This is a genomic window from Paenibacillus vietnamensis (genome assembly GCF_020169515.1).
Lineage (GTDB): Bacteria > Bacillota > Bacilli > Paenibacillales > Paenibacillaceae > Pristimantibacillus > Pristimantibacillus vietnamensis.
In genome coordinates this window covers 74465-98182 of record NZ_JAHMHW010000011.1, presented here as the reverse complement: position 1 = coordinate 98182, position 23718 = coordinate 74465, and the positions used below count along the sequence as shown (strand labels likewise).

Here is a 23718-nt window from a genome sequence, read left to right as displayed (position 1 = left end):
TGGAATTGCGGTTATTATAGACACACGAAGTCCGTGATTAGAGCGGCTGATCAAGTTGCAATGCCCATTCCATCGAAGGGATGGGCATTTCGCAGCAGCGATTAATTAAAGACATAATATATCTTTAATATCTTTAATATAAAACGGAGGATAGAACTTATGAGCTACGATTGTGCCATTGTCGGGGGAGGGCCGGCGGGGTTAAATGCAGCGCTGGTGCTCGGCAGAGCAAGAAGAAGCGTTGCGCTGTTTGACAACAACCGGCCGAGAAACGGCGTGACGCACGCCTCACACGGATTCATTACGCGCGATGGAGTACAGCCGGCCGAGTTTCGGCGCATTGCCTACGAGGAGGTTCTCCATTATCCGTCGGTCCGGCATTGGCAAGCCGAGGTGGCAGATATAAAGAGGACGGAGCATGGCTTTTCCCTTCGCACAGCGTCTGGCGAGCACGTGCAGGCACGCAAAGTGATTTTGGCTGCCGGACTGAGGGAGGTGTTTCCCGAGATCGAGGGGCTTCGCGACTTTTACGGGAAAAGCTTGTTTAATTGCCCTTTCTGCGATGGCTGGGAGCTGAGAGATCAACCGCTTGTGGTCGTGTCGGAGCAGCCGGCAGTGTTCCATATGCTCAAGATGCTGCTGGCCTGGAGCCGGGACGTCGTTGTGTGCACAGGCGGCCGCGATATTTTGACTGCCGAACAGCGGCAGCAGCTGGCATCCAGGGGCGTGCGGATCATAGATACTCCAATCGCAAAATTTTCCGGGCAAAACGGCTTGCTGGAACGGGTGCATTTTACGGATGGCACGCATATTAAACGAAGCGGAGGATTCGTCGCTCCCTCCCTGATTCCCCATGTCAGCTTCGATGAAGAGCTGGGCTATGAAACCTCAGAGAATGGAGGAATCGTTACCGATGCCGTTGGCCGGACCTCAGCAGCCGGAGTATACGCAGCCGGGGATTCGGCTTATGTGATGCCTTCCCAATTGATTTATGCCGCGGCCTCCGGCAGCAAAGCGGCGATGGGCGTAGTGGCGGACTTGACGGAAGAGGACTGGCAGCGTTTCTAGCGAGAATTCGTTGTGAAAGGCTGCCATGCCGGCAGCCTCTTTACTCTTTAAAGCTGAAAGCGATCCTTTTATTAACCACACTGCATCTCGCAAATCACCCGATCAAAACGCAGCGCCTGAAGATCATCCTCATGGATCCAAAAATATATTCGGACTACGTCACCCCACATGATCCCTGTCTTCTTTTCCTCGGAATCGATTTGCAGGAGCAGGCGCCACTTTAAAGCCGAGTTCACCATCCGCTCGCGCAGCTCAGAGTTATAGCTGTCATCCCGGGGATATTGCCCATATGCCATTTCGCAGCATACCTGCATATCGCCCTGAATTTAATCGGGATGCCCCAGGAGACGGTTAATATAAACCTCTTCTCCCCATTGCTCCCTTAGCTCCGGCAAAAATACACTCCAATATTTCTCGAAATCCTCCGATAACGCGGCATGTATGAGGGTCACCGTAGAAGTCTTTGTCCTCGAACATCGGCTCTGCGGCGTAGAAAAAGGAAAGTAAGCCGCTTCCCGGAAGAGCCAGCTCCGACGGACATTCCTCCAGATTAATTTGAGCGATAAAAGTCATTTCGGAAACTTTCCATCTCGGCCAATTCACCTCTCCGGGAAGATCCGGGTTCCCTCCAACCTTGCTGCTTCCAACAGGGAGCGAATCATCCGGTACAGGCTCCAGCACCAATTTGGCCGACGGATAAATCCAAGATGCTATTGCCTGCTTATACGGTTCCAGACCCGCCTTTTCCAGCAATAATCGATTCTTTAGTCATCTTTTTTAGCTCCATTCTTCTTTGCTAGAAACAAAACGACTGCCTGAGGTTTATGTATAGTTCCGCCCTTCTTCTCAATGGCTTCTCCGATTTCTCCTAACAATCGACTTCGTATATCTTCCGGAAGTAACCGATGTCTGGAATTCGTATTTAACAACGAAACGTATTCGCGTGCCGAATAAGGGTCGTCCCATCTGTACTGTTTTACTTCAAGGTCCTTATATAGCCCCTCCTTCAAAATGGCATTCGATCGTTCCTCAATGATTTGCTGCATGGACGGGTTTGTTGAATCATCGAGCTGAGGAGCACACCTTCTATAGATGTCACGAATTTGGTTAGATAGGTTATCGTATGAGGGAACATGGACGGTCCAAAAAAACGCGATCGAGCCCTGGCTGCCGAGCAAGTCAAAAACCTTTCGGTAACCGTAATCTTGGGGCTGGATGAAATGAAACGCCGTTCCGGATATGGCCAAATGAAAGGAAGTCCCTTCATTCTGCCAGGTCTCAAACGGAGAATGAATGATTTTAACAGTTGGTATGTCTTTGAATTTTTCGCGAGTCAGGTCCGCCAAATGTTCGCCTAATTCAATGCCGGTTATATGACAATACCCGGATTGAACAAAGCCTTTCGTCGCCTGACCTGTGCCGCAGCCGATTTCGAGTATTTTGTCGTACGGGTTTAAAGAGGAATATTCCAATATGTCTGTAAAAAGCTGCTCCGGATAGTCGGGCCGGTACTTGTCGTACTCCCTGGCTATTTCATTAAAGGTGTTTTTTCGTTCCATGCGGCCCCTCCCCCTGTTTACTTTTGTGATAAAAATAAAACTCCCACCCGCAAGGGACGAGAGTTATACTTTTCAGGAAAATATTGGTTTGAAGAGATGTTATCACAGGGGAACGAATGAAGCAATACTTTTCAACACAATTTTTCAACACAATCGCCCCTAAACCCAACCCAACGCTAGCCAACGAACTCCATAATCGCTAATTGATCTCAGAACAACGCATTGGAATTTTACCGAACTCAGGCAGCGTTATTGCTCGAATAGGAGGGCTAAATGAACTCCGCTTCGGACACATGCTCCCCGCAAAACGCCAGAATCTGCTGCTCCTCTTCCTCATCCATCTCAAAATCGAGGTACTTGTTCGACGTGGTCGTCAAAAATTCGTATTTTGCGATGCGCCGGCTATCCTCTTCTACGACGTAAATGACGCGCAGCGACACGCCGTCCTCATGATGCAGCTCATCCTCTTCGTCCACGGCCAGATCGAGAATGAACTCGTATCTCGTTCCGCTTAATATTCCGAACGGGTCCTTCATCAGCTCCACGCTGTACTCGGTGATCTCAAACATCGGCAAACCTTCCTCCATAAAATGAAATAAAAGCAGCCCGGAGCTTGTAGCACAAGCCCGGACTGCCGATTTGCGAACGCTCGCCTCTTACAGGCTGCTGAGCGTTTCGGTCATAACTGGTACGATTTGCGATTTACGGGATACAACGCCTTTCAGAAGCGCTTGGTTGTTCTCCAGCGTTACGTTGTAAGCTTTCTCAACCGCCCCGGCTTGAGCGCCCAGCGCGAGGGCAACGGAATCGTTGTTCAGGATGTCCGTTACGACAAGCATGAACAGGTCAAGACCTTTTGTCGCGATGATGTCGTTAAGAGCCGCTTCCAGCTCCGCTTGGCGGGAAAGCACGTCGTTCACGTCAACCGCGTTCACTTGCGCGATTTCCACTTTGTAGCTGCCCATCGAGAATTCTTTGGCATCAAGCGAGATCAGCTGGGCGATCGTTTTGTCGCTCAGGTCGGCGCCTGCTTTGAGCATGTCCAATCCGTAGCTTTCAGCGTCTACGCCGGCGATGGCCGCAAGCTCGCGAGCTGCCGCAACGTCCTGCTCCGTGCAAGTAGGCGATTTGAACAGAAGGGAGTCGGAAATAATCGCGGAAAGCATCAGGCCGGCAATTTCCTTGCGGATTTCAACGCCGTTTTCTTTGTACAGCTTGTTCAGGATTGTAGCTGTGCAGCCAACAGGCTCAGCGCGGAAATAAAGCGGCGCGCTCGTCTCGAAGTTAGCGACGCGGTGGTGGTCGATAACCTCAAGAATTTGTACGCGGTCGATATCGTTAGCGCTTTGCTGGCGCTCATTGTGGTCAACCAGAATAACCGTATCAGTCTCGTCTGCTACGTTCTCGATCAGACGCGGCGCAGCAACGCCGAAGTAGTTAAGTGCATATTGCGTTTCGCCGTTAACATCGCCGAGGCGGATTGCTTCCACGTCAGCGCCCAGCTTGGTTTTCAGCTCTGCATATGCGATAGCCGATGTAATCGTGTCGGTGTCCGGGTTTTTGTGCCCGAAAATAAGCGTTTTAGTCATTTCGAGTACTCCTTATTCGTTTTATTTTTGACTAGAGTCATTATACACTAAAATCCATTATAACTTTAAGCGCACCTTATTCCTATACCTTTACAGTGATTTGACTTATCAATTTTGTGAATGAAACACGGCCTTCCGGCTTATACAATAAAGCGCTTATTCAGCTCCGTCAGCTCGTTTGACATCGTCCGCATCGATTCCGCCGAAGTGCTGACCTCGTCCATCGAAACGATTTGCGCTGCCGAATTCGACGCGATGCCTTCAAAGTGCAGGGCAGCCTGACGCGAGATCCGCTCCATCTCCTCGACAGAAGCCGCCACCTCCTCGGACTCCGCGGACACCTGCTCGGATGCGGCGGATACCTCCTGCAGCTGCTCGTTCACTTTCTCCAGTCCCGTCAGTATCGAATGGAAGGAGGCTCCTGCGTCCCTGACCAAGTGCAGGCCGGCGCTTATTTTCGCGCTGTTCGATTCCATACCGGAGGACAGCTGGGAAGTTTGCTCGAGCACTGTCGCGATCAGCTCGCCGATCTGCGCGGCCGATTCATGCGATTGCGTCGCGAGCTTCCGCACTTCAGCGGCTACGACCGCGAATCCTCTGCCGTGCTCGCCCGCATGTGAAGCCTCGATAGCCGCGTTCAGCGCGAGCAGGTTCGTTTGCTGCGCAATGGCGGAAAGCACGTTTGTAATTTCGCCGATTTCTCCGGACCGGCTCTCCAGCCTTTTCGTGGCCTTGAGCATATGAGCCGCCGTATCGTTCACCGTTTCCATCTCCGACATCGCTTGTTTGATCAAGGAATGTCCCTTCCCTGTCTGCTCCATCGTCTCCTGCGCCACATCGGCGACGATTGCCGTGGATTCGGTGATACGGAGCATACTGTCTGTCATGCCCTCGACCGCCTTCGTCATATCCGCAGAACGAAGCACCTGCGTATTGGCTCCGTCCGAAGCGTCCTGCATGCTTAACGCGATCAGGCGGCTCGCCTCCGTCGTGCTTCTCGCATGCTCCGAGACGCCCTCCGACGCCTTAAGCAGCCGCTCCGAGCTGTCCCGCATGCCGCGGATGACCGTTCGTGTGTTCGTAACCAGCTGCTGGAACGTTTGCGCCAAATGGCCGATTTCGTCCTTGCGCGTCATAGGAATGACGACTGTCATATCCCCTTCGCGCACCTTGGCGACCTGCGAGGTCAGCTGCAGCAGCGGCCTGGTCAAATAGTTTGCCAGCAGCACGACGAGCAAAATGCCGGCCGCGATAACGCCAAGAGTCACGTACAGAGTCGTTTTCCTGTTGCTGTCCATCAGCGCGTAAACGGCCGTTGCGTCAAAATCCGCTCCGACAACGCCGATCATCTTGCCGTCCGCGCCTGTCAGGGGCACGTACGCGGTTATCGTGGCGCCGTAGTCCGGATCGTTCGTCAGCTCGCCGGTTTGCGGCTTGCCCTCCTCGAACGCCTTCACCATGCCCGGGTACTCGTTCTCCTCCGGATCGCCCATCGCCGAAAAATCCTCACTGTCCACGTCAAGAGGCGCGCCATCCACCATATAGTAGTAGATAGATTTGCCGTCCTGTTCTTTTTTCGCCAGGGTGTACAAATATTTCAAGCCGTTCGTTTCACGGAGCTCATTAAGCTGGGCGCGGAGCTTCGAATAATATTCCGTTTCACCAGCCTCCACGCTGAGCTTCGCATATTCCTTGGGATCGATCAGCTTGGCCGCATTCTCGGCGACAAGCCGCGCCTGCGCTCCGAGCGAGCTCTCCACCAGCCCCGTCGACGACCGGTAAATCGTAATGCCAAGCACCGCCCCAGCCGCCAATATCAGACAGGAGAAAAATAAAACCATCCTCGTCAACAAACGATTCAACGCCATACCCCTTCCCATGTTAAGAAGCTTAACCTAGCATTATTTTACAAGATTCGACGGCGTTATGGCTATTCCCATTATGAAAAAAGTCCCACAATTCTAATGAAAAAAACCCCCTTTCGGAGGAGGCCGCTGAAAAAGTCCCTATGATGTAAAAAGGTACAGTTTTTTATACGAAATTCATGGAGGGAGCTCCGAAAACAACAAGTTCTTCAGCGGCCTCAATAAGGTGCTCCTCTCTTTGGGTGATGTTGTTCCGACAAACAGCATTCTACCAAAGATCAGGGCACTTTTTTATGTCTTTATAAGGCGTTACTTTCGTAATTCAGGGTAAACTCGACGATGTAAATGACCACAACAAAAATCCCGCACTCCAACAGCAAGAGGCGGGAATTAGATGTTTAGCACATTTATATTCAGCTCTTCTTTCACGAATTTCATATCGTGGTCTCTTGAAACAAGACATAAGTTTTCAATCACAGCCGAAGCAATAATAAGAGCATCGGGCGTTTTTAGTTTCCGTCCTTGCTCCCTTTGAGTCCTCCGTAAGGATCCGGCTGTTTTAGCAATTTCTGATGAAACTTCAATGACTCGCCCATTCCCAAATAACTTTGCTGCTCGTAAATGTTCGTCATCCTTTAGCCCTGCAAAAACCTCACACTCTGTTATGACCGAGAAATACATCTTCAATCGGTCACGTGAAGCCTGTTGAATAAACTCAATCACACGAGATTCGTTACTCAATATTGCAATGGCTATGTTCGTATCCAACAAGTATCCCTTCATCAATCCCATTCCTTACGAGCTCTATTCACATCACTCATTAATTCATTTGCCCGTTCTTGCGACAGTGTTCCTGCAGCCTCCAACAGATCTTCAATACCCATGTCATCTTCTTGTATTTCAAGCGTTTCATTTTGAAGATCAATTAGGACTTTTTGGTTACTGACATTTAGCTTTTTCAAAATACTTTTTAACTGGATGACTGTCTCATGGTCCATTTTTTTGGCCATAACCACCATCACTCCCTACTCGTTCTTCATCTCAGTATACCATATCTAATACAATGCAAAAAGAAGCCTGAGCAAAGAGGCCGCTGAAAAAGTCCCCATGATGTAAAAAGGTACAGTCCCTCAAAAAATAGGAGGAGGCTGTACCTTTTTCATTGTCTAATTAAGTCATCATAGGGAGATGGTGATTCGAATGATTCAACAGCAACAGACGCTGATCGTAAGTCCATACATAGAGCACTATCACTTAATTGTTCCACGTCGGAAATCGTAGAGCGAAATAGCGAAATGTGAGTCCGCCAAGTAGACACTCAAAGCACCGGCATCGCACACTTCAGCCGCAGCGCCTGTATCCGCCAGCTCTTTAATGGTTTGTGGTACGTTATGGCGCCGCAAACTGCGATGGACCGTAGTTCCGCTAATGCTGCGTACGAGGGCGAAAAACTCGGATCGACGGACAACAGATCCGTTATTCGGCGGAAAGTTAGTATCCAGAGAGTCAATTTCGGCGAATAAAGGAACGTGGGTCCGCAGAATGGTGAAATCGGCGATTTTGAGCGAGATAGCGGAACGCGAGTCCGCAAAGCCAGCCGACGCTCAACGCACTGGCATCTCCCATCAGCCGAGCGACCCTGTTCCGCCAACACATCAATGGTTTGCGGTACGTTACGGCAGCACCCCTACCCTCTAAACGCCTTCAGAAACTGAACCGCCTTGCGGATATCCGCCTCCGGATCGGTTCCGACCTCACGCTCGATCGTCAGGTAGCCCGTATAGCCGATGTCCTGAAGCGCGCGCAGGTAAGCCGGCCAGTCTACGCTGCCTTCGCCAAGCGGAACCTCGCGGAAGCCGGAGCCGGACTCCGCCATAGCCGCAATGTCGGCGTGATCCATCGATACTTCGTAGCCGTACTCGCCATAAACGTCCCGGGGATCGACGGGGCCGAGCTTGACGCCGTCCTTGGCGTGGGTATGCACGATATAATCCTTCAGCGTGTACACGCCCTGTACCGGATCGTCGCCCGTCACCATAACGAAGTTGGCCGGATCGTAGTTAACCGCAACCCCTTTTGTGCCAAGCCCGTCGAGGAAGGACCTCAGATGGGCGGCCGTCTCCGGTCCGGTCTCGATCGCGAAATAGGCGCCCATTTCATTCGCGAACCGGCTAAGCTCCTCACAGGCGTTATGCATCGTCTCGTAAATGCGGCTGCTGCTGTCGGCCGGCACGATACCGATATGCGTCGTAATAATGTTGGTCCCGAGCTCCATGCCGAGCTCCATAATACGCTTGGATTTATCGATTCTGGCGCGGTTTTGCTCCGGGTCCTGAAAGCCATGGCCGCCGGGGTCGCCGACGAGCGCGGATACCTCCAGCCCGAGCGAATCGATGTACGACTTCCATTCCTTTCGCGCAGCTGCACTCAGCCCGTCCGGATCCAGCTCCCCGTGCACGGCGTAAATTTGAACGCCTTCCGCTCCGACCTGCTTCGCCTTCAGCAGCCCTTCTTTGACCCCCGCTTGAAAACTGTCCGCGATGACGCCGATTTTATTCGATACGATTGGCAACGTCACATGATCCGCTCCTTTGTAGCTAAATTTCGTTCCACAAACGCTTTACATTTTCAAAGCCCAGCCTCGTGCCGGTCTTGCAGTTCTCCATCCCTTCGAACTCGATGGAAATATAACCGTCATAGCCGCTCTCCTTCACGATGCGCAGCACGCGCGGCATATCGATGTCGCCGTGTCCGGCGATGGCGCCGCGCAGCCAATTGCCGCCGGACGTGCCGAACCAGCCCTCTCCGAGTGTCGCCGTTCCCTTGCGGTAATAAAAATCCTTGACGTGCACCATGGATGCGATCCCGATGTTCGCCTGAACCGCAACGGCCGGATCCTCATCGACGCACAGAAAATTGCCGACATCCAGCGTTGTCCTGAAATTAGGCCGGTCCACAAGTCCGACGAGCGCCTGCACGCGGTCGCTGTGCTGGATATAATAGCCGTGATTCTCGACGCTGGTCGTAATGCCAAGCGGAGCCGCATAATCCGCGATGATCCGGCAGGCTTCCGCGAGCCGCGGCAGCTCCGAGAGAAAGCGGGCGATCGTGAGATCCGGCGACGAGGCGACGTCATGGCGCATTTTCTTCACGCCGAGCGCGGCCGCAATATCGACCTCCCGTTTCAACCGCTCGATCTCCGCCGCGAACTCCTCATCGGCAAGGCCGGAGAAATTGGCGCCGACAGCGTAGTTCGACAGCTCGATGCCGCTTTCCTCCGCCTGCTGCCTGATGACCCCGATCAGCTCGGGCTGCTCCGTCAGATTAAAGCCGAGCGGTACAATTTCCGCATGCTCGCCGCCGATCGATGCAATATACGAGATAACATCGCGGACCGACATCTCCCCCGACTGCAGCGCCTGATACAAACTGTACGTGCTGACCCCCAGCTTCATAGCCGCACCTCCGCCCCTTTGGCTGCCGATTCGTAAATGCCCGCCAATATTTTCATGATCTCGACTCCGTCCTCAACCGGGCTGATCGGCTGCTTGCCCTGCCGGATGCAATCGACGAAGTGGTCGATTTCGTTCTGGAAGGCGCCTGCAAAATGAAAGCCTTTATGATCGGTCTGCGGAAATACGTTCAATATCGTATCGTTCTGCTCCGTGACGATCACCGTCTCCGGATCGATCTCGAAGCCGCCTTTCTCGCCGTACAGCTTCACTGCCGTTTCGTCCGACTTCGCATGAAGCGTGAAGCTGACGTCCACGAGCAGCGACGCCCCGTTCTCGAAACGGACCAGCGCGTTCGCCATATCCTCGACCGTGTTATGCTCCGCATCGTAGTCCGCCGCTTTATAAAACGACAGGTTGCGGACATTCGAACGGTTGCCCAGCTTGCGGTAGGTGTTCGCGCTGACCGTAACCGGCTTCGGCCGGCCCATCATGTACCAGCACAAATCGATGACGTGTACGCCGATATCGATAAGCGGTCCGCCGCCGGAGCGCTCGATGTCGGAGAACCAGCCACCAGGATTCCCGAGGCGCCTGAGCGTAGAAGCTTTGGCGAAATAAATGCCGCCGAACTCCCCCCTGTCCGCCATCGCGCGCAGCAGCTGGGCATTCGCGTCATAACGGCGGACGAAGCCGACCTGCAGCAGCTTGCCGCTTTTTTCTACGGCTTCCTGCACCTTAAGAGCTTCCTCTACCGTACGGCAGAGCGGCTTTTCCACAAGAACGTGCTTGCCGGCTTCAAGGGCGGCGATGCTGATTTCCGCATGCGTATTATTCCACGTGCAGATGCTGACCGCTTCAACGCCCGGGTCTGCGAGCAGCTCCCGGTAATCTGTGTAAATGTGAGCGGCGCCGTATGCTTCGGCCGCTTTCGCCGCGCGTTCCCCGTTCAAATCGCAAACGGCATATATGTTTGCATTCGGGTTGTTCCGATAAGAATCCAAATGGCAAGACGAGATCGAGCCTGCTCCGATAACCGCAACCTGTACCGGCTTCATCAATAAATCTCTCCTTTGAGCGTTTTTGCGTCCCTGTACTTTCGTATTATAATGAATTCAAGCATCAGCTCCATGCAGACGTGTGCGGTTTGTTTGTACGATTGTGCTATCAGAGAGGAGGGGAGTTTGCTAACGTGGAAAAATACGAATCGCTTCGCGAGCCGATGGACATGCCCGATCCGCAATTTCCAATCAAGCTTCACCGCATCGGCTTCAGCCAGCAGGGAGGCGTTCTGTTTCCCCATCATTGGCACCGGCATCTTGAATTTTTGTTCTTCGTAAAAGGCGAAGCGCTCATCGAATGCGGCTCCGCTTCGATGAGCGCGTCGGCCGGCGACCTGATCGCGGTCAACAGCAACGAGCTGCATTACGGCGTAAGCGCGTCGCCCGAATTGTTTTACTATGCGCTCATCTTCGACGTCTCCCTGCTTCACAGCCAGTCGGCCGACGCTGCGGAGACGAAGTTCATCACCCCGCTTACGCAAAACCGGCTGCTGCTGCGCAATTATATCGGCAGCGACGAAAGTGCGGCGGCTTGCATGCATGCGATCATCCGGGAGCTGGAGCAGCGCGAAATCGGCTACGAGCTTGCGATCAAATCCGAGCTGTACCGGCTGCTTACCCTGCTGATCCGCGGGTACGTCGGCACCGTGCTGACGCAGGACGAGCATGCCGAGCGGATGAAAAACGTCGAGCGTTTCGCTCCGGTGTTCGACTATATCGACCGCCATTTCAAGGACGAGCTTTCGGTCGAGCAGCTGGCCGGCATAGCCGGACTCAGCCGCTTCCACTTCAGCCGGTTGTTCAAGGAGCTGTGCGGACGCACGGTGACGGAATACATTACGACGACGCGCCTGAACATAGCGGACGATCTGCTCCGGCGCAGTCCGCTCAGCGTTTCGGAGGTCGCGGCCGCTACCGGATTTAACGATATTTATTATTTCAGCCGGACGTTCAAAAAGCACAAGCATGTTTCACCTTCGTCGATACGGGGTAATCGATAAAAAAAGACCCCGTCCCAAAAGGAACGGAGCCTCGAAATTACAATACTCTACGCGCGCTTACATAACGGCCTGCCCAATAGCCGGAGGTCAGGCTGCTGATCGTTACACCGTCCACGGAAGGCGTGTTGTGGATGATTTTCCCGCCGCCCATGTAGATGCCGACATGGTTAATAACTTTGTTGTTCGAGCCGATCGTATCGAAGAAAACCAGATCCCCTTTGCGGAGATTGCTTTTGCTCACAGCCGTACCTTGGCTTTTCTGAAGCCTTGTCCCCCACTTCAAATCCACTCCGACCTTGGCGAAAATAAATTCCGTGAATGACGAGCAGTCAAAGATCAGGCGGCTCGTATTCCGCGTGCCGTAATCGTAGCTGACGCGCCCGATGTAGCTTTGGGCCAGGCTGATGACCTTATCCGCCTTCGTACTGCCGCTGGAAGGCACGCTAGTGCTTGGTGTGCTGCTTCCCGTGCTGCCGCTGTTGTAATTCGTATATTTGGAGCTTGCCGATATGTAGCCTGTCCGTCCGTCTTTAGTGCTGACCTTCAGCCAGTAGCTGTTCACCTTGGAAATGACGTTAATTTGTTCTCCCTTCGAGAGAAGGCGGATCTTCGTACCGCTTGTGCTTGCCGCGGCTCTCAGATTGACCCCGTAAATGACCGTCGTCTCATAGGTTACGGCAGCTTCCGCCTTGGAGGCGAACGGAACCGGCCCGATACTGAATGTCGATAGTCCAATCGTTACACAAATTCCAGCGATGATGACCTTTTTGCCCAGATGCGATAGACTCATATACTTGTTGACCTCCCATAGTTGAGTTGGTAACAAATATATCAGTTTTGGGCTTACCTAAATTATTCCTATGAGAATAAAAATCTAGTAATACTAGCCATTTGAGGTCTTTTATGAGAATATAATGAGAATTCTCTAATCCTAAATTATCCTCTATTAGCAGCTGGTTCCTCCGGCCCAAAAGATTACCTTCGTCACGCCCGCTCGTTCAGCCCCCGGTAAATGGCATCCAGCAGCCGGTGCGTCCTGTCGCAGCCGTATTCCCAGAACATGATGCCGGCAAGCCCGCTCTCCTTGACGTAGCTGCACTTGTGCAGCAGCGATTCCTCGTCATCATACGAGATGAAGCTGGAGCCGTTGTAGAGATACGGAGACTTGGCCTCGTTGTCCCAATGCCGTACATAACCGTTCTTATCGATGTAGTCCGACGCAAGCGCCGTGAAATCGGGCCCGTACCCGCCCGTGCTGCCCGCCATTTGGTGAAGCCCGCTGCTCCGGTCCGGAACCTGCTGCCAGATCCTCGAATAGAACGCCGCTCCGATGACGATTTTCTCCTTGGGTACGCCGGCGCGGACGAACAGATTGACGCTAGCGTCCGTGCTGATGCGGAACAAATCGCCGGTCGGCGTATACAAATTCGTATGATGCCCCGTCAAAATTTGAAACCCTCCGCGCATGTCGTAGGTCATCAGCTGGACGAAGTCCAGGTATTGCTGCACCTGATCCATCTCCGTGCCGTCCACGTAATACTGATCGGCTCCGGCCGCAATCGTAAGCAGATAATGCCGTCCGTCCTCCCCGCCTTTGCGGTCCAATGCTTCCCGCATCGCCTTCAAGAGCAGCGTAAAGTTAGTCTTGTCGTCCGGACTTGACGCGATGCCGGCTTCCCCGTAGCAAGGGTATTCCCAGTCCAGATCGATGCCGTCGAACGGAAGGTTGTTCAAGACGCGCACCGACGAAGCCGCCATCCGCGCTCTTCCCGCTTCGGTGGATGCCGCTTCGGAAAAACCTCCGGCGCTCCAGCCGCCGACGGACAACAGCAGCGTAAGATCAGGATGCTCGCGTTTGATCTCCCAAAGCCGCTCTTTATGCTTCAAATGCTCCGTCACAATCTCATCGCCGCGGACATGTCCGAAGGCGATATTCAGGTGCGTCAATTTCTCTAAATCTTCCCGTGTAATCTCGGCCAGATTAGCATCTGAGATGTAACCCGCCGCAATATATTTTGATTTCTCCATCAGCTATCGCTCCCCTCTTCCGTTTGCTGCCGGTATACACCGGCCAAAATTTGCAGCGCTTCCTTCCCCATGCCGATCTTATAGCCCGACGCCGCGTAACGAATTTGGTCCCGGCCGTCCAGCACGAGCAGATGCGGGAAGCCCGCTTCGTTAGCGGTGGGCCGTTCGAAAATGTCCGGCAGCGGAGCGGAGGCGGCATCTCTGACGCTTACCGTGCAAGATGGCAGCGCCGAATTGCCGGCCGCGTCAGAAGGCGCCGCCTTCTCAGACAGGCCTGCAATAAGAACGAGCGGAGCCCCGAGCTCCGAGTAGGACGAAGCCAGCTCGCCGAGCTCACGGAGCAAATGCTTGGTCGGCTCCCGTTCCGGCTCCATCCAGGCAACGACTGCTCCGCCCGCTCCCGTAAGCTCTCCGAGCGTTTTTACGGTTCCGTCCGGCAGCGTCAGCATACGGCCGCTATCGACGGAGCCAAGGACGGGAATGTCCGCCGCCGCCGCCCGGAAGGTCATCGGAACCTCCGTCAGTTCGCCGGCCCGGACCGTGAAATAAGTAAACCGCCCCAGAACCGTCCCGTCCTTCAGACGGATGCCCGAGGTCATCCGGTAGGAGCCCGGCTCGACTTCAAACGGTTCCTCATCGAGATCCGATTTGCCGTACGGGAACGTCAGCGTTTTATAAATCCCATTTTCCAGCCGGGCGAACGTAAAATTTTCGGAATACGAGGGTGCAGGCGCTTCCGCATCCGCTCCGGTATCCTTAAGCAAGCGCAGCGTGCCGCTCTTCTTCTTCTCCGCCGGCAGACCGGCTCCGCCCGCGAATACCGCCGTCTGCCAGCGCCCGTCCGTCATGTACTGCGGCGTCTGTTCGCTTGGATGCAGACGGGCCGGAATGCCGAAGCTGCGGCAAATCGCCACGAACAGAATGTCCAGGGACACGCGGTCCCCCTTCCCGAGCCTGAAGGTGCCAACCGGATTGCCCTTCCCTTTCAGATTCGGCAAATCCCCGCGCACCTCCCATTCCGTATCCAGCCTGCGGGCAAGCACAGCGGGATCCGCCCGGAACGCCGCGGCTTCCTCCGCAGTGAATGCCTCCTGGAAAAACTGCCGGTACGGCACGATCATCTCGTACAGCACGCGCGGACAGAGTAAATATGGGATGAATAGTTCATCCGGCAGCAAGCCGCGCTGCGACAGGGCTCCGGTCAGATGGTCGTCGAGCGCAGGACGGAACGTATCGATCAGATCCTTCTCGTTCAAGCTCTCCAGCAGCCGGAGCGGCCACTGTCCGTATTCGCCGGAGCGCTCCTGAAGAAACGCGGCGATTTCCCGGCCGTTCCCGCGCGCCTTGCGCAGCACGTCCCATACCCGCTCCTCCGGAAGGCCGGCGGTCCGGGCAAGCTCCGCAGCCTTTTCCTCGTTCAGGAAGGTCTGCTCGTACCCCGAACGGATTTTTGTTCCTTCCTCGAGACGGGCATGATGGAGCTGAAGCTTCTCCTCCGGAAGCGGCCCGGCAGCCGCTCCCTCCAGGCTTGGCGGCGGAACCATATCAAAGTCTGCGATCCCCGTCTGCTGCTCCGTCCGGTCCAGCACAATATCGATGCGCTCGCCGCCTTCCGCCGCAAGCTTCCGCTCTCCCCACCGTCCATCCTTCACCGCGCGGATCATCAGATCCCCGAACCCCGTCTTGAAGGCCGCCTCGCCTTGCCCGTTCGTCGGCAGCGTTGCAATCGGGTACATTTCGGCAAAATTGTACAGCTCAAAATGAACGTCGGCTCCGCTCACCGGCACTCCCTCTTCGTCCTTCACCGCAACAGTGACGGTACGCACAGGCGCATAGCCGGACAAAACATTGATTTCCGTAAACCATTCATCAGCCAGCGTAATGTCCTCGGGACCCGGATAATTGGCAAAGATCCGCGTGTTGATCAACATAGCGCGCCGGGCAGGCGGCGTAAACCAGCCTTGATTCAGCCGCGGCTCCGGCTCGCAGGCGCCGATATAATACCAGGTGCCGTCGGCCCAAGCCTCCACCCATGCGTGGTTATCGTCGCAATGCGCCCAGCGCGGCGTATACACCTGGCGGGCGGGAATGCCGATGCTGCGGAGCGCGGCAACCGTCAGCGTCGACTCCTCCCCGCAGCGGCCGCGCGCTGCGCGGATCATCGTAAGAGGCGAAGCCGTCCGCAAATCGCTTCCCGTATACGTCGCCTTCTCGTGGCACCAGTAGTTCGTCTCGAGGATGGCGTCCGCCATCGACAAATTCCTCGTGCGCTCTGCCAACTCCCGGTGCAAAATACCGCGCGAATCCTCGATATTTTCCGTATTGACCCGGTACGGCAGCACGAAATGCAAAAACAGGCGATCGGGCACCCGCTCCCCCCATGGAGCCTGCTTGCGGATGGCCAGCGTCTCGCGCACATGGCTCAAAAACAGCTCGCCGTCGTAATCGGCCAAATCGTTGACCGGCATAAAAGCAAACAAATATTTGAGCGCCCACATCTCTTCCTCGGTCAAAGGCTCCCGGAAAATGCCGAACAGCTCGTCCGCCCTCGCCTGAGCGATCTGCTGCTTCTCGCGGAATTTGCGCTCGATCAGCTCCATCGTTCCCTGATCCATTGAGAATACAGAGGTCCGTAACATTCGGCTTCACTCCCTCCACAGCTTGCCGTCTTCCCGGATGCAGAAGGTAGACCTTCCATCCGCCGACGGCGCTGAAATTTGAAATAACGTGCGTGTCGTCTCGATGACCGGCGTAATGCTCCACCGCTCGTCATCCTTCATCAGCCGTCCGGCGTCGCTCGTGAACTCGCCATGGCTTGCGAAGTAATTGCGCTCCCGGTAATAAAGCTTGCGCAGCTCCCACTTGATAAGCTCATCCGGCGGCAGCCCGAACGAATCCGGTCCTTCCGCATCCGCAAACACGACATAGCCCCACAGCTCCGGATAATGCATATTGATCAGGCCCATCGGGGACCATACCCAGTTATCCTCCGGGTAAGGCTTCCCCGTGTCCGGATTAACGACCTTGCGGTATTCGCCGTCCCGCTCCTCCACGCGCCATTCGACGCGGGAGAAGTTGACGCGCCAGAACTCTCCCGGCTCGGGACGGCGCCCTTCGGCCGCGCACTCGCGCAGGCTGCTCCAGGGCAATGCCGCCTCGACGGTCCACTTCCTATTCGCCGCCCCCGGCCGGTTCAGCTCGCCGTCAATGTGCACCGCCGTCTTCAGCCCGTTAATGTCCCATCCGTTCACCGGAGGCCCCCCGTCGCGGTAAGGCTTGACCAGCAGCAAATCCCAGACGGTGTTCAGCGCATTGATCTCAAACTCGTAATACTGATGCGAATCGCCGTCAGGATCGATAAAAATTTCAAAATCGTTATCGTAAAAAATAACCGAATCCCGCTCCGTAAGCGTCGCCCAAATCTGGTCCTCCATCAATTCCGCGGCAAAATAAAAATACTCGTCGTCCCAGAGCATCTTGACGCGGGTCCGCTTCACCGGCTTCGGCCGAAGGTCGCCTTCGATGTCGACGAATTCGTCCGTCCAGTCGGCCGCGGCCCAAAACGGCTTGTCGATGCGGCCGTCGATGACGGCCGGCCCTACGGCGCGCCGGCATATATAATGCTTCGGAGCGTATTCGATTACCGGCTCCGGCACTGCACTGTGCTTCATGTGATCCCCTCCAGCTAGTTATGCGTGACGACGGCGCCCGAGCCGCCGTACATGCTCAGCTCTTCGTCGAATTCGAGCTTGAGCACGGTGACCTGATTGTGCGCGTCCTCCGGCGTCATCTTAATCCATGTCGTTCCTGGAATTTGGAACCATGGCACGCCGCCGTGGATTTCATGGGTCAGCTCCTTGCCCGAATGGAGCGCGGTAATTTTTTGAATCGGATTATTGAGGCCTTTCAGGCATACGTTCTCTTTCGGATCGTCATAAACAAACAGATATAACGTCTTTCTGTCCTTCGAGACGGTGCTGCCGCCCGCGTAATAACGGGTCATGATGCCTTCGTCCGTACCGTAGACCGCTTCCGCATGCGTCCGGATCCACTCGCCGAGACCGAGCAAAATATCCTCCTGCCGCTTGTCGACCGTTCCGTCCTCCATCGGTCCGATGTCGAGCAGCATATTGCCGCCCATCGAGATGCAGTCGCAAAACATGCGGATAATCTGGTTCAGCGATTTGTATTTGTTGTCCGTCCCGACATAGCCCCATGAGCCGTTGATCGTCGTGCAGAACTCCCACGGCCCCTCCGGCCTCGTAATTGGAAGGCCCTGCTCCGGCGTCTTGTAATCCCCGTGGCCCTGCAGGCGAGAGTTGATGATGAGATCGGGATTAAAGGACCTGAGGTACTGCTTGAAATCCGGCAAATTCCACTGTGCGGCGCTCCGCTCCCAATCCCCGTCGAACCAAAGCAAGTCGACCTTCCCGTAGCCTGTCATGATTTCACGCAGCTGGTCGTTGTTGAACTGCAGAAACCTCTGCCATTTCGCTTCGTCCTGAACGCCGTCAACGGGACTCGAATACTTGTTGACCGTACTCAAATCCGCAGGCACCTTCCCGCCTTCGAATACGCTCGGATAATCGGGATGCGACCAGTCGATGAGCGAATAGTACATGCCGAGGCGAAGCCCTCTTGCCGTAACGGCTTCCGCGTATTCCTTCACGATATCGCGCTTTGCCGGCGTCCGCTTCACGACGTTCAGATCGCTGTACTGCGTATCCCACAGCGCCACCCCGTCATGATGCTTCGTCGTCAGCACCGCGTATTTCGCCCCTGACCTCTCGATTAGATCGGCCCAATGATCCGCATCGAAACGGGAAGCCGTGAAGCCTTCCAGCTGATTCATATAGTCCTCATAAGTGATTCGGCCGTTATAAAAGGACCAGGATTCGGCGACTCCGTCGACGGCATAAATGCCGTAGTGAATGAAAATGCCCAGCTTGGCATCCTCGAACCATTTTTGCATAACGCTTTTTGCTCCTCTCTTTTCTCCTATGTCCAAAAGATATTTTTCTGGTATGATAACAATCAAACAAAAAGACGAGCAGACTACAGGGGGCAGAAAACGTGAAGCGGAACTATTTCAAATCCAGGCTGTTTTTAAAATATATCTGGTCCTACTTGTTCATCCTGCTGATCCCGTTAATTCTGATGACGATCTTTATCTACCAAAACGCGGTTTCCAATCTCCGTTCCGAAATCGAGCAATCCCGGCTCAATCAGCTGACGCAGACCAAAACGATTATCGACGGCCGGATGAAGGAGCTGGGCGAAATCGCCTCGCGCGTCTCCTACGACCAGCGGCTTACTCCCTTCCGGGTTCACGATTCCTACTACAGCGGAGAAGCCATAGAGGCGCTCGACCAGTATAAAGCGACGAGCTCCATCATCGGCGAGATGTTTCTGTATTTCCACAAGGATCCGAACATCTATTCCGCGAAGGGCCTGTCGAGCCTGGACGTATTCGCAAGCAGCTTCAGCTTCCGGAGCTGGAGCAAGGATGATATCGTTCAACAGCTGAACGATGTCAAATTTCCGACGATGCGTCCGGCCGATACCGTCGTCCGAAGCTCCCATCTGGAGGAGACGATGCTGGCCTACCTTGTTCCGATCACGCCCAACAGCCCGAGTCCGCACGGCACGATTCTGTATTTGATCAAGGAGTCTGAGCTGTCGGGCTTGATCGATTCGGTGCTTGGCAATTACCAGGGCTTGACCTACATCCTGGACAACAAGGGGCAAATTCTCGTCGACAACCGGCAGGGAGAAGCTTTGACGAATGCCGAAGCGAAGTCGCTGTTCGGTCTCGCCCCCGGCATCCATGAGAAAATATTAAGCGGCAAGCCGCACTCGGTCGTATCCGTCACGTCGGAAAATAACGGCTGGACCTATGTGACCGTCATGCCGAGCTCGCAATTTTTCAGCAGCGTCGTGCATGTCCGCAGCTTCATCGTCCTGCTGTTCTGCGCGGTCGTGCTGGTCGGCGCGGCGATTGCCCTCGTGCTTGCCAGAATGCAGTACCAGCCGATCTCTACACTGGTGGAGTTTGCAGCCTCCAAAACGAAGCCGAAGCATCCGGAGGATACATCCGCCCCAGCCGGCAACGAGCTGGACCGGATCCGGACCGCGCTGACGGAATACAGCTCCCGCGTCGATCTGCAAGAGCCGTACGCCCGTAATCATTTTCTGTCCATGCTGCTCAAATACGGGAATGCGCAGAGCCTGACGCCGGATCTTCAGGAAGCGTTCGGCATCCGCTTCGACCGTTCTCACCACTTTGTCATGGTTATCGGATGGAGCGACAGCGGTGATTCGCAGGATGACATCCGGGAGCGTCAGGATATGATCGAGCTGCTGGCCCAGATCGAATTCCCGGAGCTGCATGCGCATGCCTACGGCGTCGAGCTGCCGCAGCCGGATCAGCTCGCGCTGATGGTCAGCTTCGATTCGGACGGGGCGGAGCCGGCGCACGCAGAGGTCCGTCAAATCGTCGAAGCCGTGCGCGGCAATTTGCTGGAAACGCATGACGCCACCCCCATGATCGGTGTCGGAACCTGCTACGACAGCCCGGATCAGCTCAACCAGTCGTTTATCGAAGCCTGCTCCGCATTCGAAATGCGCGCATCCGGCGGCCACGGCTCCGTTACGTATTTCGAGAAGCTGCTCCATACGCCGGACCATACGTTCTGGATTCCGAATAACACGCTGATGAAGCTATCCCAGAGCCTGAAGCTCGGCAGCTATGACGTAGCGGCGCAAATCATCGTTCCCGCCGTCAGGAGCCTGCAAACCGCGGAGGCGTCCGCCTTGCTCAAGCGCTGCATATGCTTCGACCTGCTGAACACGATGCTGAAAACCGCGTCCGAGCTCGGCATCCATAATCTGATTCAGGAAATGACTCCGAATATGATGTATACCCATTCGCTGGACGAGCTGGAAAGCGGCTTCCTGAATCTCGCTTCCCGCATTTGCAATCAAGTGGAACGCATCAACCGGAAGGAAGAGCAGTCCCAGATCGACCGGATCGTAGCTTATATCGATGACCGATACAGAGACCATACGCTCAGCCTCGAGGCGGTCGCCTTCGAATTCGCGATCTCGCCTTCGCATGTCAGCCGTTCCTTCAAGGAAAAGATGGGCCTCAACTTCATCCAGTATATTTGGCAAAAAAGGCTGGACGAGGTGATGCATCTGCTGAAAACGACGAACGACCCGCTAAAGGACATTATCGTTCGCGTCGGCTATCTCGACACGCCGAACTTTATCCGGAAATTCAAGAAGGAAACCGGCCATACGCCAGGCCAATACCGCAAGCTTTATTCGGAGAACGGCCAGCTTGATACGGCCGCCGCGGATCCGGACGAAGAAGCTTAAACCGGTTTTCGCCTTTCGCCGTCCCGCTTCGGCAAATCACGTTATACGTAGAACAGGCCAATCCCGGTCGCCATAGAGCATGACCGGGGTTGGCCTGCTTTCGCTCGATTTACCCCTGACGGGACGGGCTTATTTGCCCGTGTTCCAGCGGTCGTACGCGCCTTGATACAGCTCCACGATGCGGTCGCCGCCCATTTTTTTGATTTGGGCTGCGTACTTGTCCCAATTTGCCAGCGATTCCTGGCCGGTTACGAATTTCGCCTCCATCTGCTGAACATACGTATTCAGGTCGGACAGCAGAGCGGAAGCCTCGGTTTGCTCCTCGTTCGTCAAATACACGTTAGGGAACGGCGATTTGCCGATCGGCGCCAGCTTCTCCGCAGTTTCCTTCTCAATCCATGAGTCGAATTCGCTTCTTAGCCCTTTACTCAGCTCGCTGGAGTTGATGCCCGGCGTCAAAATGCCGTAGTTCGGCGTAATCGTGCCGCGGTACTCCTCGCGGTCGCCGCCGCCCGGTACCGGCAGCCATTCCTTCTCGTGCGTTTCCTTGTTTTTGTATTTCCAAAGCACGTTTTCCGGACCTTGATTGAACAGCGTAGCGCCTTCATAGCTGTACAGGTAGTCCACCCAGCGCATCGTCGCCTCCGGCGCCGGATTGCTGCTTGTGATCGCGAACGTGCCGTTCGCCGAAATGCCGGGATGCTTGCCGTATACCGGAGTATCCGGGATCTCGCTTTTCACCGGCGTCATAAGCGGATTGTCGCCGCTTGGCTCGCCGCCGAGGGTGAAGTAAGGGAAATAGTCGTTGAACACGGCGATTTGATTGTTTTTCCCTTTCGCTTTTTTCTGATCGTCCGTTTGCGAGAACGTCTCGTGGTCCAGCAGCTCTTCCTGCCATAGACGGTTCATGAAGGTCAGATAACCCTTGTAGCCTTCCTCCTGCGGCGAATAATGCACCTTCCCGGCTTTATCCACGTAGGTAACCGTGTCGTACATGCCCCAGAAACCGAAGAAGTACATGCGCAGGTCGTCCAGCTTCACGGAGGTGAGCGGAATTTCATCCGGCTTGCCGTTGCCGTTCGGGTCTTCCTCCTTCACCCGTTTCAGGAAGGCGTACAGCTCCTCCGTCGTTTTCGGCAGCTCCGTTACTCCGAGCGCTTTCAGGAATTTGCCGTTATACCACATCGGGCTGCGGTACCACACGGCGGCTTGGTCGATGTACGGCAAGGCGTAAATATGACCGTCAGGCGTCGTAAACGATTTGCGGATATCCGGATTTTCGTCAAAAATCTTTTTCAGGTTCGGTGCGTAACCTTCGTCGATATATTTTTCAAGAGGAATGAGTACACCTTGGGAGCCATAGGTGACCTGCTCGGCCGGCTTTAGATCCGCTGCATAAAACATGTCCGGCAAATCTCCGCTCGCGAACACGAGATTTTTCTTTGTGGCGAAGCTGTCGAGCGGCGCATTCTGAAATTGCAGCTTAATGCCCGTCAGCTTTTCCATCTCTTGCAGCACGGTCATTTTGTTCCAATCCGCGACGCCGACGTCCTGGCTCATCAGCTTTAGCGTGACCGGCTCGCTGACGATCGGAAAACCTTCCTTGCTGACTCCGGAAGCCCCGCTCTCAGCCGGTTCTGTGCCGTTCGTGCTGCCGCCGTTTGCATTCCCTTCGTCGTTCGGCGAGCCGCATGCCCCCAGCAGTGAAGCAAGAAGCGTGACACCGAGCAGTGCAGATGAGACTTTCTGTAGCTTTTTCATCCGAAAACCCTCTCCCTTTTTTAGATGGTTTATGAGCAAGATCAGCCCTTAACGGAACCGATCATGACACCTTGCACAAAATAACGCTGAAGGAACGGATAGATGGCGATAATAGGCGCCGTAGCCACGATAATGACGGCATATTTGACGAGCGCCGCGATTTCCGCTTTGTTGTTGAGAGCCGACGCCGTCGAAGCGTCGAGCGCTCCGCCGCCCTGGGCCGACATCTCCTGAAGGACAAGAATTTGCCTGAGGACGAGCTGCAGCGGATATTTGTCGGCTTCGTTCAAATAGATGAGCGCCGAGAAGTAGCTGTTCCAGTTGCCCACCCCGTAAAACAAAGCCATAACTGCGATAATCGGCATCGATAACGGCAGCACGATTCTTGCGAACAGCCGCATGTTGCTGCAGCCGTCGATCTGTGCGGCCTCCTGCAGCTCCTTCGGTATCGAGGACTGGAAAAACGTCCGGGATACGATAATGTTCCAGATCGAAGCCGCCGAAGGAATGACGATCGCCCACATCGTATTCACCATTCCGAGTTCTTTAACGAGCAAGTAAGTCGGCACCAGGCCGCCGCCGAAAAACATCGTCACCATGAACATGCCCATAAAAAAGTGTCGTCCGGCAAAATCCTTGCGGCTCAGCGCATACGCAGCCGGCAGCGTTACAAATAGATTAATCGCAGTTCCTACCACCGTATAAAGAATCGTGTTGCCATAACCCGTCCATATGCTCGAATTTTGGAACACGCGTTGATAGCCCTCGAACGTAATTCCCTTCGGCCAAAGCCACATTTCGCCGGAGCCCACCAGCTTAGGATCGCTGATCGAGGCGCTGATCATATAAATGACCGGATAGGCCACAATAATAAAGGCCAAAAATACGTATACATAATTGATAGTCAGAAATAGTTTATCCCGACCGGATTCTTTTACCGCGCTTATCATTTCT

Annotated in this window: 21 protein-coding genes; 3 read left to right on the top strand and 18 right to left on the bottom strand. The window is 54.7% G+C overall.

Going from position 1 to position 23718, the window contains the following annotated elements:
• The first annotated feature begins 159 nt into the window (after positions 1–159).
• Positions 160–1068, top strand: coding sequence for an NAD(P)/FAD-dependent oxidoreductase (locus tag KP806_RS19085; protein ID WP_224725337.1), 909 nt, complete (start codon positions 160–162; stop codon positions 1066–1068).
• A 71-nt stretch (positions 1069–1139) separates the two neighbouring features.
• On the opposite strand, the gene KP806_RS19080 is transcribed toward KP806_RS19085, so the two are convergent.
• The 11 genes from KP806_RS19080 to KP806_RS19030 all read right to left on the bottom strand — a co-directional run bounded on the left by KP806_RS19080 (position 1140) and on the right by KP806_RS19030 (position 10591).
• Entirely contained in the window at positions 1140–1307 is a 168-nt protein-coding gene (locus tag KP806_RS19080) for a DUF1963 domain-containing protein (RefSeq protein ID WP_224725403.1), read from the bottom strand.
• A 112-nt stretch (positions 1308–1419) separates the two neighbouring features.
• A complete protein-coding gene (locus KP806_RS19075) occupies positions 1420–1821 on the bottom strand; it encodes a DUF1963 domain-containing protein (protein WP_224725336.1) in 402 nt (133 codons plus the stop codon).
• Positions 1822–1832: 11 nt separating this feature from the next.
• The gene (locus KP806_RS19070) at positions 1833–2627 is read right to left on the bottom strand and encodes a class I SAM-dependent methyltransferase (RefSeq protein ID WP_224725335.1); all 795 of its coding nucleotides are present in this window, start codon (positions 2625–2627) and stop codon (positions 1833–1835) included.
• 269 nt (positions 2628–2896) lie between these two features.
• Positions 2897–3196, bottom strand: a complete 300-nt coding sequence (locus KP806_RS19065) for a DUF6509 family protein (protein ID WP_224725334.1) — start codon at positions 3194–3196, stop codon at positions 2897–2899.
• 87 nt (positions 3197–3283) lie between these two features.
• Entirely contained in the window at positions 3284–4216 is a 933-nt protein-coding gene (locus KP806_RS19060) for a manganese-dependent inorganic pyrophosphatase (RefSeq protein ID WP_224725333.1), read from the bottom strand.
• Between the two features lie 140 nt (positions 4217–4356).
• Complete coding sequence (locus tag KP806_RS19055) at positions 4357–6078, bottom strand: methyl-accepting chemotaxis protein (RefSeq protein WP_224725332.1); 1722 nt, start codon at positions 6076–6078, stop codon at positions 4357–4359.
• Positions 6079–6471: 393 nt separating this feature from the next.
• Positions 6472–6864, bottom strand: coding sequence for a type II toxin-antitoxin system VapC family toxin (locus KP806_RS19050; protein WP_224725331.1), 393 nt, complete (start codon positions 6862–6864; stop codon positions 6472–6474).
• Positions 6864–7091 (bottom strand): hypothetical protein, encoded by a 228-nt coding sequence (locus tag KP806_RS19045; protein ID WP_224725330.1) that lies wholly within the window; start codon positions 7089–7091, stop codon positions 6864–6866. The genes KP806_RS19050 and KP806_RS19045 overlap by 1 nt, the downstream gene beginning before the upstream one ends.
• Before the next feature lie 677 nt (positions 7092–7768).
• Entirely contained in the window at positions 7769–8659 is an 891-nt protein-coding gene (locus tag KP806_RS19040; RefSeq protein WP_224725329.1) for a sugar phosphate isomerase/epimerase family protein, read from the bottom strand.
• Positions 8660–8678: 19 nt separating this feature from the next.
• Positions 8679–9536 (bottom strand): sugar phosphate isomerase/epimerase family protein, encoded by an 858-nt coding sequence (locus KP806_RS19035; RefSeq protein WP_224725328.1) that lies wholly within the window; start codon positions 9534–9536, stop codon positions 8679–8681.
• Entirely contained in the window at positions 9533–10591 is a 1059-nt protein-coding gene (locus tag KP806_RS19030) for a Gfo/Idh/MocA family protein (protein WP_224725327.1), read from the bottom strand. Before KP806_RS19030 ends, KP806_RS19035 begins: the two co-directional genes overlap by 4 nt.
• 134 nt (positions 10592–10725) lie before the next feature.
• Here KP806_RS19030 and KP806_RS19025 point away from each other — a divergent pair, with 134 nt between their 5' ends.
• Positions 10726–11595, top strand: coding sequence for an AraC family transcriptional regulator (locus KP806_RS19025; RefSeq protein ID WP_318153701.1), 870 nt, complete (start codon positions 10726–10728; stop codon positions 11593–11595).
• Between the two features lie 37 nt (positions 11596–11632).
• Here the strand turns inward: KP806_RS19025 and KP806_RS19020 are convergent, their stop codons facing one another.
• The 5 genes from KP806_RS19020 to KP806_RS19000 all read right to left on the bottom strand — a co-directional run bounded on the left by KP806_RS19020 (position 11633) and on the right by KP806_RS19000 (position 18595).
• Positions 11633–12385 (bottom strand): C40 family peptidase, encoded by a 753-nt coding sequence (locus KP806_RS19020; protein ID WP_224725326.1) that lies wholly within the window; start codon positions 12383–12385, stop codon positions 11633–11635.
• Positions 12386–12579: 194 nt separating this feature from the next.
• Positions 12580–13623 (bottom strand): glycoside hydrolase family 18 protein, encoded by a 1044-nt coding sequence (locus KP806_RS19015; protein WP_224725323.1) that lies wholly within the window; start codon positions 13621–13623, stop codon positions 12580–12582.
• Positions 13623–16262: a transglutaminase domain-containing protein gene (locus KP806_RS19010; protein ID WP_224725322.1), complete on the bottom strand. Its 2640-nt coding sequence runs from the start codon at positions 16260–16262 to the stop codon at positions 13623–13625. The genes KP806_RS19015 and KP806_RS19010 overlap by 1 nt, the downstream gene beginning before the upstream one ends.
• A 6-nt stretch (positions 16263–16268) precedes the next feature.
• Positions 16269–17294, bottom strand: a complete 1026-nt coding sequence (locus tag KP806_RS19005) for a carbohydrate-binding family 9-like protein (protein ID WP_224725321.1) — start codon at positions 17292–17294, stop codon at positions 16269–16271.
• 14 nt (positions 17295–17308) lie between these two features.
• Positions 17309–18595, bottom strand: coding sequence for an alpha-L-fucosidase (locus KP806_RS19000; RefSeq protein WP_224725320.1), 1287 nt, complete (start codon positions 18593–18595; stop codon positions 17309–17311).
• A gap of 101 nt (positions 18596–18696) precedes the next feature.
• On the opposite strand from KP806_RS19000, the gene KP806_RS18995 reads away from it, so the two are divergent.
• Positions 18697–21003, top strand: a complete 2307-nt coding sequence (locus tag KP806_RS18995; RefSeq protein ID WP_224725319.1) for a helix-turn-helix domain-containing protein — start codon at positions 18697–18699, stop codon at positions 21001–21003.
• Positions 21004–21132: 129 nt separating this feature from the next.
• On the opposite strand, the gene KP806_RS18990 is transcribed toward KP806_RS18995, so the two are convergent.
• Both KP806_RS18990 and KP806_RS18985 read right to left on the bottom strand, forming a co-directional pair.
• Complete coding sequence (locus KP806_RS18990; protein ID WP_224725318.1) at positions 21133–22764, bottom strand: extracellular solute-binding protein; 1632 nt, start codon at positions 22762–22764, stop codon at positions 21133–21135.
• A gap of 41 nt (positions 22765–22805) precedes the next feature.
• Positions 22806–23714 carry a carbohydrate ABC transporter permease gene (locus tag KP806_RS18985; RefSeq protein ID WP_224725317.1) on the bottom strand — a complete coding sequence of 303 codons (909 nt, stop codon included), beginning with the start codon at positions 23712–23714 and terminating at the stop codon, positions 22806–22808.
• Positions 23715–23718: the final 4 nt, after the last annotated feature.

Bases quoted from the DNA above. Each gene is read 5' to 3' on its own strand.
- KP806_RS19085 (WP_224725337.1), top strand. From the start codon at position 160: ATGAGCTACGATTGTGCCATTGTCGGGGGAGGGCCGGCGGGGTTAAAT.
- KP806_RS19080 (WP_224725403.1), bottom strand. From the start codon at position 1,307: ATGGTGAACTCGGCTTTAAAGTGGCGCCTGCTCCTGCAAATCGATTCC.
- KP806_RS19070 (WP_224725335.1), bottom strand. From the start codon at position 2,627: ATGGAACGAAAAAACACCTTTAATGAAATAGCCAGGGAGTACGACAAG.
- KP806_RS19065 (WP_224725334.1), bottom strand. From the start codon at position 3,196: ATGTTTGAGATCACCGAGTACAGCGTGGAGCTGATGAAGGACCCGTTC.
- KP806_RS19060 (WP_224725333.1), bottom strand. From the start codon at position 4,216: ATGACTAAAACGCTTATTTTCGGGCACAAAAACCCGGACACCGACACG.
- KP806_RS19050 (WP_224725331.1), bottom strand. From the start codon at position 6,864: ATGAAGGGATACTTGTTGGATACGAACATAGCCATTGCAATATTGAGT.
- KP806_RS19045 (WP_224725330.1), bottom strand. From the start codon at position 7,091: ATGGCCAAAAAAATGGACCATGAGACAGTCATCCAGTTAAAAAGTATT.
- KP806_RS19035 (WP_224725328.1), bottom strand. From the start codon at position 9,536: ATGAAGCTGGGGGTCAGCACGTACAGTTTGTATCAGGCGCTGCAGTCG.
- KP806_RS19030 (WP_224725327.1), bottom strand. From the start codon at position 10,591: ATGAAGCCGGTACAGGTTGCGGTTATCGGAGCAGGCTCGATCTCGTCT.
- KP806_RS19020 (WP_224725326.1), bottom strand. From the start codon at position 12,385: ATGAGTCTATCGCATCTGGGCAAAAAGGTCATCATCGCTGGAATTTGT.
- KP806_RS19015 (WP_224725323.1), bottom strand. From the start codon at position 13,623: ATGGAGAAATCAAAATATATTGCGGCGGGTTACATCTCAGATGCTAAT.
- KP806_RS19010 (WP_224725322.1), bottom strand. From the start codon at position 16,262: ATGTTACGGACCTCTGTATTCTCAATGGATCAGGGAACGATGGAGCTG.
- KP806_RS19005 (WP_224725321.1), bottom strand. From the start codon at position 17,294: ATGAAGCACAGTGCAGTGCCGGAGCCGGTAATCGAATACGCTCCGAAG.
- KP806_RS19000 (WP_224725320.1), bottom strand. From the start codon at position 18,595: ATGCAAAAATGGTTCGAGGATGCCAAGCTGGGCATTTTCATTCACTAC.
- KP806_RS18990 (WP_224725318.1), bottom strand. From the start codon at position 22,764: ATGAAAAAGCTACAGAAAGTCTCATCTGCACTGCTCGGTGTCACGCTT.
- KP806_RS18985 (WP_224725317.1), bottom strand. From the start codon at position 23,714: ATGATAAGCGCGGTAAAAGAATCCGGTCGGGATAAACTATTTCTGACT.